Origin of the sequence: Pseudomonas sp. S3E17 (assembly GCF_024168685.1) — a bacterium.
GTDB lineage: Bacteria > Pseudomonadota > Gammaproteobacteria > Pseudomonadales > Pseudomonadaceae > Aquipseudomonas > Aquipseudomonas marginalis.
Genome location: NZ_JALJWE010000001.1, coordinates 4,836,815 through 4,845,000 on the forward strand (window position 1 = coordinate 4,836,815; position 8,186 = coordinate 4,845,000).

General features: G+C 57.1%; 6 protein-coding genes and 1 rRNA gene (1 of these 7 cut by a window edge). 3 read left to right on the forward strand and 4 right to left on the reverse strand.

Translation table 11 applies throughout. From position 1 onward, the window contains the following. Nucleotides 1-14: 14 nt before the first annotated feature. From J3D60_RS21905 to J3D60_RS21920, 4 genes are all read right to left on the reverse strand, one after another. A complete protein-coding gene (locus J3D60_RS21905) occupies nucleotides 15-1,451 on the reverse strand; it encodes an NAD(P)(+) transhydrogenase (Re/Si-specific) subunit beta (RefSeq protein ID WP_065937846.1) in 1,437 nt (478 codons plus the stop codon). Further along, nucleotides 1,451-1,771 carry an NAD(P) transhydrogenase subunit alpha gene (locus tag J3D60_RS21910; protein WP_003220416.1) on the reverse strand — a complete coding sequence of 107 codons (321 nt, stop codon included), beginning with the start codon at nucleotides 1,769-1,771 and terminating at the stop codon, nucleotides 1,451-1,453. The genes J3D60_RS21905 and J3D60_RS21910 overlap by 1 nt, the downstream gene beginning before the upstream one ends. Nucleotides 1,772-1,786: 15 nt before the next feature. Next, entirely contained in the window at nucleotides 1,787-2,908 is a 1,122-nt protein-coding gene (locus tag J3D60_RS21915; RefSeq protein WP_065937845.1) for a Re/Si-specific NAD(P)(+) transhydrogenase subunit alpha, read from the reverse strand. 415 nt (nucleotides 2,909-3,323) lie between these two features. Beyond that, nucleotides 3,324-4,259, reverse strand: coding sequence for a LysR family transcriptional regulator (locus J3D60_RS21920; RefSeq protein WP_253492735.1), 936 nt, complete (start codon nucleotides 4,257-4,259; stop codon nucleotides 3,324-3,326). A 157-nt stretch (nucleotides 4,260-4,416) separates the two neighbouring features. On the opposite strand from J3D60_RS21920, the gene J3D60_RS21925 reads away from it, so the two are divergent. The 3 genes from J3D60_RS21925 to J3D60_RS21935 all read left to right on the forward strand — a co-directional run. Beyond that, nucleotides 4,417-5,598 (forward strand): acyl-CoA dehydrogenase, encoded by a 1,182-nt coding sequence (locus J3D60_RS21925; protein WP_065937843.1) that lies wholly within the window; start codon nucleotides 4,417-4,419, stop codon nucleotides 5,596-5,598. Between the two features lie 12 nt (nucleotides 5,599-5,610). Further along, nucleotides 5,611-6,831 carry a CaiB/BaiF CoA-transferase family protein gene (locus tag J3D60_RS21930; RefSeq protein ID WP_092488064.1) on the forward strand — a complete coding sequence of 407 codons (1,221 nt, stop codon included), beginning with the start codon at nucleotides 5,611-5,613 and terminating at the stop codon, nucleotides 6,829-6,831. 641 nt (nucleotides 6,832-7,472) lie between these two features. Beyond that, nucleotides 7,473-8,186 (forward strand): 16S ribosomal RNA (locus J3D60_RS21935) (it continues 823 nt past the right edge of the window).

Consider the following 8,186-nt stretch of genomic DNA (forward strand, 5'->3'; position numbering starts at 1 on the left):
GCTCTGGCGCAGTGTTACTCGACGGCCTTGACCATGTCTTCGATGACCTTCTTGGCATCACCGAAGACCATCATGGTCTTGTCCAGGTAGAACAGTTCGTTATCCAGCCCGGCATAACCACTGGCCATCGAGCGCTTGTTGACGATGATGGTCTTGGCCTTGAACGCTTCCAGGATCGGCATGCCGGCAATCGGCGAGTTGGGGTCGTTCTTGGCGGCCGGGTTGACCACGTCGTTCGCGCCCAGCACCAGCACCACGTCAGCCTGGCCGAATTCGGAGTTGATATCCTCCATCTCGAACACCTGGTCGTAAGGCACTTCCGCCTCGGCCAGCAGGACGTTCATATGCCCAGGCATACGGCCGGCCACCGGGTGGATCGCGTATTTCACGGTCACGCCACGGTGGGTCAACTTCTCGGTCAGTTCCTTCAGGGCATGCTGTGCCCGTGCCACTGCCAGGCCATAGCCTGGAACGATGATCACGGTGTCGGCGTTGGTCAGCAGGAACGTGGCGTCGTCGGCCGAGCCGGATTTTACCGGGCGTGCTTCTTTAGAGCCGGCTGCGGCACCGGCATCCGGCGCATTGCCGAAACCGCCGAGCAGTACATTAAAGAAGGAGCGGTTCATCGCCTTGCACATGATGTACGACAGGATCGCACCGCTTGAACCCACCAGCGAACCGGCAATGATCAGCATCGAGTTGTTCAGCGAGAAGCCGATGCCCGCCGCGGCCCAGCCGGAGTAGCTGTTGAGCATCGACACAACAACCGGCATATCGGCGCCGCCGATTGGGATGATGATCAGCACGCCGAGCACGAACGCCAATGCCAGCATCAGCGCAAAGGCGGTGAGGTTGCCGGTGAACATGAACGCCAGCCCCAGGCCGAGTGTTGCAAGGCCGAGCACCAGGTTGATCTTGTGCTGGCCGCCAAACTGTACCGGTGCGCCTTGGAACAGGCGGAACTTGTACTTGCCCGACAGCTTGCCGAACGCGATCACCGAACCGGAGAAGGTAATCGCACCGATGGCCGCGCCGAGGAACAGCTCCAGGCGGTTGCCCGCCGGGATCGCATCGCCCAGGTGTTTGACGATGCCCAGGGACTGCGGCTCGACCACGGCGGCAATCGCGATAAACACCGCGGCCAGGCCGATCATGCTGTGCATGAAGGCGACCAGTTCGGGCATCTTGGTCATTTCTACGCGCTTGGCCATGACCGAGCCGGCGGTGCCGCCGACCAGCAGGCCGACGATCACGTAGCCGATACCGGCGGTGGCCAGCTCAGCGCCGAGCTTATAGATGAGGCCTACGGTCGTGAGTACCGCCAGCGCCATGCCGAGCATGCCGAACAGGTTGCCGCGTCGCGACGTAGTGGGATGCGACAGGCCTTTGAGGGCCTGGATAAAGCAGATCGACGCGATCAGGTACAGCGTCGTCACCAGATTCATGCTCATTACTTCGGCGCCTCTTCTTTTGCTTTCGGGGCTTTCTTCTTGAACATCTCCAGCATCCTGCGAGTTACCAGGAAACCGCCGAACACGTTTACGGCTGCGAGGGCCACAGCCAGGGTGCCCATGGTCTTGCCCAGCGGGGTCACGGTGAGGGCGGCAGCCAGCATGGCGCCTACGATCACGATCGCGGAAATCGCGTTGGTCACTGCCATCAGCGGCGTGTGCAGCGCGGGCGTCACGTTCCAGACCACGTGGTAACCGACATAAATCGCCAGCACAAAGATGATCAGGTTGTAGATACCGGGGGAGATAAGCTCTTCCATCGTCTGAATCCCTGCTTAGGCGTTTTTGCGGATGACTTGGCCGTCGCGGCACATGAGGCACGCGGCGACGATGTCGTCTTCGAGGTTGATTTCAAACTGCCCTTCCTTGTTGAAGACCAGCTTCAGGAAGTCCAGCAGGTTGCGCGCATATAAAGCTGAGGCGTCGGCGGCGACGGCACCGGCCAGGTTGGTTGGGCCGCAGATGATCACGCCGTTCTCCACCACCACCTGGTCGGCGACGGTCAGCGGGCAGTTGCCACCCTGGGCGGCGGCGAGGTCGATCACCACCGAGCCGGGCTTCATCTGCGCGACGGTGTCGGCGCTGAGCAGCGTCGGCGCCTTGCGGCCGGGGATCAGGGCGGTGGTGATGACAATGTCTGCCTGCTTGGCGCGCTCGTGCACGGCTTGGGCCTGGCGTTGCATCCAACTGCTGGGCATCGGGCGTGCGTAGCCGCCAACACCGACGGCGCATTCACGTTCTTCGTCGGTTTCGTAGGGGACATCGACGAACTTGGCGCCAAGGGATTCGATCTGCTCTTTTACCGCAGGGCGCACGTCGGATGCTTCGATCACGGCGCCCAGGCGTTTCGCCGTGGCGATCGCCTGCAGGCCCGCGACGCCGGCGCCGAGGATCAGCACGCGCGCGGCTTTGACCGTACCGGCGGCGGTCATCAGCATCGGCATGAAACGCGGGTAGTGATGGGCGGCCAGCAACACGGCTTTATAGCCGGCGATGTTGGCCTGGGAAGACAGCACGTCGAGGCTCTGGGCCCGCGAGGTACGTGGCGCAGCTTCCAGCGCAAAGGCAGTGATGCCCTGCTCGGCCAGCTTGGCAATGGTTTCGTTGCTGAACGGATTGAGCATGCCCACCAACACAGTGCCGCTTTTGATCAGCGCCAGTTCGCTGTCGCTGGGGGCGACCACCTTGAGAATCAGCTCGGCGCCAAACGCATCGCCGGCACTGCCAATGGTCGCGCCTGCTGCTTCATAGGCACTGTCGACGATGCTGGCCTTGAGGCCGGCGCCGCTTTGAACAGTGACCTTATGGCCCTGGCCGATCAGCTTCTTGATGGTTTCCGGGGTGGCAGCCACCCGCGTTTCACCGGTCTGGGTTTCGAGAGGAACACCAATGTGCACGTCAAATCTCCTGCATGATCTTTTTGCTTTTGATCTTTTTGTAAAAAGGCCAGTGCACCGCGAGTGGCGCAGCTGGGGCGGCCGATCAGCACGATCCCGCTGAAATGACAGCGGGGCGCGGCATTTTGCAGGCGAACTTTACGGCCTTCAAGGGATTATGACGGGTGACGAAAAATTAACTACAAGTCACCCTGTGACTGATTGTCGCAACGGTCTGAAATAACCTCTTTAAATACAGGTGCTTAAAGGGCTTCAGCTGGTTCGTGTGTTTTTTTCCATCGTTGATGTGAATAGTCGGGCATTGGCTGATAGGAGTCGCTACAAGCCACGAAAATCATGGCTTTAAGCCTTGTTTCAGGCTGACAGGTACAGTCTGCTTAAATGCGACATATACGTACATCTGTAGGCTTTAAATTTAGCTGACTACAAAGTCAGCATGTGAGGCTTGTCCTTTAAGTGCTGGGCTGTAGCGCTGCGATTGGTCTATCAACCAGTCTCTGAACGCGTGCAGTGAAGCTGATTCGACTTTTCTGTCAGGAATCATCAGGTAATAAGCCTTCGAACTGGTCAGTGCCTGCGGGCTTGCGATCACCAGTCGCTGCTCGTCCAGTTCTCGCTGGATAAGGAATGGCGGGATCAGTGCAATACCCATGTCATGCATGGCGGCTTGAGACAACATCGAGAATAGCTCGTAACGTGGGCCTGTCATGTCGCGGGGCACGTTCAGTTGCTGGGCGTTGAACCATTGGCGCCAGGCGTAAGGGCGGGTGGTCTGTTGAAGCAATGGCAGTTCTGCAATCTCCTGGGGGGTGAATCGCTCAAGTTCGCCCAATAGTCGCGGGCTGCACACGGGGACAGGATTTTCTCCCATTAGCCTGTGGGATTCGGTGCCGGACCAATCTGCGTCGCCGAAGTAGATTGCTGCGTCAAATTCTGTATCGGCAAAGAGGAAGGGGCGCGTGCGGTTAGTCAGGTTTACCGTCACCTCCGGATGCTCTCGTTGAAAGTCCTTGAGGCGAGGGATCAACCATTGCGTACCAAAAGTGGGTACCACGGCCAGTTCAATGGTGTTTGCGCCTTGCTGTCCCATGACGGACAGGGTATCGCGCTCCACAGCGTCCAGCTGGGTGGCCACGCGACGGCTGTATGAAAGTCCCGCCTCCGTCAGCTTTACCCCGCGCCGTGAGCGCCGAAACAGCTCGACACTTAAAAACTCCTCCAGGCTGGCGATCTGTCGGCAAATGGCGCCTTGGGTGATGGAAAGCTCATGCGCCGCCTTGGTAAAGCTCTCGTGGCGGGCTGCCGCTTCAAAACTGACAAGGGCGGTGGTGCTGGGAATTTTCCTGCGCATATACCTTGTCCTCACATAAAAAGTGCAGTTGCACCGCTTGTAGGCGTTACGAAGTGAGAAATTATCACAAGCCTATGCAAAAACCTCGTTTGCTCTCCCTGCCTGCCCGGCCTAGGCTCCATGCACGACTTCTGATTTTCTTTGCGAGGACTCATTCATGGCTGGCAAGGCAAGCTTCAACTGGATCGATCCACTGCTGCTGGATCAACAGCTCACCGAAGAGGAGCGCATGGTGCGCGACAGTGCTGAGCAATTCGCCCAGGACAAGCTGGCGCCGCGTGTGCTCGAAGCTTTTCGCCATGAAAAGACCGATCCGGCGATTTTCCGTGAAATGGGTGAGACCGGTTTGCTGGGGGCAATGATTCCTGAGCAGTACGGGGGCAGTGGTTTGAACTACGTCAGCTACGGCCTGATTGCGCGTGAGGTTGAGCGCGTCGACTCCGGTTATCGCTCGATGATGAGTGTGCAGTCGTCACTGGTGATGGTGCCTATCAATGAGTTTGGCACCGAAGCGCAAAAGCAGAAGTACTTGCCGAAATTGGCCTCGGGCGAATGGATTGGCTGCTTTGGTTTGACCGAGCCTGATCACGGTTCCGATCCCGGCGCGATGGTTACTCGTGCACGCAAAGTGGATGGCGGCTACAGCCTGAGCGGCGCAAAAATGTGGATCACCAATAGCCCGATTGCGGACGTGTTTGTGGTGTGGGCCAAGGACGACGCTGGGGATATTCGTGGGTTTGTCCTGGAGAAAGGCTGGAAGGGCCTGAGTGCGCCAGCGATTCACGGCAAGGTCGGCCTGCGCGCCTCCATCACCGGTGAGATCGTGATGGATAACGTGTTTGTGCCGGAAGAGAACATTTTCCCGGATGTGCGCGGCTTGAAGGGTCCTTTCACCTGCCTTAACTCGGCGCGTTATGGCATTTCCTGGGGGGCTTTGGGGGCCGCGGAGTTTTGCTGGCACACCGCTCGCCAGTACACCTTGGATCGTCAGCAGTTCGGCCGGCCATTGGCGGCAACTCAATTGATCCAGAAGAAGCTGGCCGATATGCAGACCGAGATCACCCTGGCGCTGCAAGGCTGCCTGCGTCTGGGGCGTATGAAGGATGAGGGAACGGCTGCGGTTGAAATCACATCGATCATGAAGCGCAACTCGTGCGGCAAGTCCTTGGACATCGCGCGTATGGCGCGGGACATGTTGGGGGGCAATGGCATCTCCGATGAGTTCGGGGTGGCGCGTCATCTGGTGAACCTGGAGGTGGTTAACACTTATGAGGGCACCCATGACGTGCATGCCCTGATTCTGGGGCGCGCGCAAACCGGTCTTCAGGCGTTCTATTAATAGGAGAACTGCATGGGCGCGCTTTCGCATCTGCGGGTATTGGATTTATCGCGAGTGTTGGCAGGCCCCTGGTCCGGGCAGATCCTTGCGGACCTTGGGGCTGAGGTGATCAAGGTTGAGCGACCTGGTAGCGGGGACGATACGCGCGCCTGGGGGCCGCCCTTCCTTAAGGACGTGGATGGCGAGAACACGAGTGAAGCGGCGTACTACTTGTCGGCTAATCGCAACAAAGAGTCGGTGACTATCGATTTTACGCGGCCGGAGGGGCAGCAACTTGTGAGAGATCTGGCGGCCAAGTCCGACATCTTGATCGAAAACTTCAAGGTGGGTGGACTGGCGGCGTATGGGTTGGACTACGAGTCGCTCAAGAAGGTGAATCCGGAGTTGATCTACTGCTCGATTACTGGCTTCGGGCAGACGGGGCCATATGCCGCTCGCGCGGGGTATGACTTCATGATCCAGGGGTTGGGTGGGCTGATGAGTCTTACCGGCCGGCCGGAAGGTGAGGAGGGCGCCGGACCGGTGAAGGTAGGGGTGGCGCTGACTGACATTCTCACTGGGCTCTACTCGACAGTGGCGATCCTGGCTGCGCTGGCGCATCGGGATCATGACGGTGGTGGGCAGCATATCGATATGGCGTTGCTTGATGTGCAGGTGGCTTGTCTGGCTAACCAGGCGATGAATTACCTGGCCACGGGAGCGGCGCCAAAACGACTGGGTAATGCTCATCCGAATATCGTGCCTTATCAGGATTTCCCTACGGCCGATGGCGATTTCATATTGACCGTGGGTAATGACGGGCAATTTCGCAAGTTCGCCGAAGTGGCTGGGCAGCCGCAGTGGGCGGATGACCCACGGTTCTCTACTAATAAGGTGCGGGTAGCCAACCGCGCTGAGCTGATTCCATTGATTCGCCAGGTTACGGTCTTCAAGACGACGGCTGAGTGGGTGTCACAACTGGAGCGGGTTGGTGTGCCTTGCGGGCCGATCAATGACCTGGCCCAGGTGTTTGCCGATCCTCAGGTGAAGGCACGAGGGTTGGCGATACAGCTGCCACATGCGTTGTCAGGGGTGGTGCCACTGGTGGCCAGTCCGATTCGGTTATCCAAGACGCCTGTGGAATACCGTACTGCGCCTCCTCTATTGGGGCAGCATACGGCCAAGGTGCTGCAGGATGTGTTGGGGTTGGGCTTGGCGAATGTGAAGGCTTTAAAAGAAGCGGGAGTCATCTAGGGGGAGCTCTTCTATATATAGAGGAGCATGTTTTATATAGAGGAGCATGTTTTGGTGGTTTTTTAATCAACTTCAGTAGATTGATAGGAAAACCAAATTAATGGTTGACGGCAGATTCTGGACGTCTATAATTCGCCCCACTTCCGGCGCAGTCGAAACGTAAAACTCCTTGGTAAACAATGAGTTATGCAGGATAAGGCAGCGGTTTGCTTCAGTTCATCGAAGCCCAGAAGGAGTTGGTAGAGTCGTGTTGTTTGACGCTATTAACGATTCGATCTTCTCGGTCGAAAGCGGAGAAAAAGAGGTGTTGACAGCAGCGTGTAACGCTGTAGAATTCGCCTCCCGCTAACGAGAGATCGCAAGCGCAAGTGGTTGAAGTTGTTGAAGAAATCTTCGAAAGCTTCTGAAAATAATCACTTGACAGCAAATGAGGCTGCTGTAGAATGCGCGCCTCGGTTGAGACGAAAGCTCTTAACCAACCGCTCTTTAACAACTGAATCAAGCAATTCGTGTGGGTGCTTGTGGAGTCAGACTGATAGTCAACAAGATTATCAGCATCACAAGTTACTCCGCGAGAAATCAAAGAATAACCAACGATTGCTGAGCCAAGTTTAGGGTTTCTTAAAAACCCAAAGATGTTTGAACTGAAGAGTTTGATCATGGCTCAGATTGAACGCTGGCGGCAGGCCTAACACATGCAAGTCGAGCGGTAGAGAGAAGCTTGCTTCTCTTGAGAGCGGCGGACGGGTGAGTAATGCCTAGGAATCTGCCTGGTAGTGGGGGATAACGTTCGGAAACGGACGCTAATACCGCATACGTCCTACGGGAGAAAGCAGGGGACCTTCGGGCCTTGCGCTATCAGATGAGCCTAGGTCGGATTAGCTAGTTGGTGGGGTAATGGCTCACCAAGGCGACGATCCGTAACTGGTCTGAGAGGATGATCAGTCACACTGGAACTGAGACACGGTCCAGACTCCTACGGGAGGCAGCAGTGGGGAATATTGGACAATGGGCGAAAGCCTGATCCAGCCATGCCGCGTGTGTGAAGAAGGTCTTCGGATTGTAAAGCACTTTAAGTTGGGAGGAAGGGCCATTACCTAATACGTGGTGGTTTTGACGTTACCGACAGAATAAGCACCGGCTAACTCTGTGCCAGCAGCCGCGGTAATACAGAGGGTGCAAGCGTTAATCGGAATTACTGGGCGTAAAGCGCGCGTAGGTGGTTTGTTAAGTTGGATGTGAAATCCCCGGGCTCAACCTGGGAACTGCATTCAAAACTGACTGACTAGAGTATGGTAGAGGGTGGTGGAATTTCCTGTGTAGCGGTGAAATGCGTAGATATAGGAAGGAACACC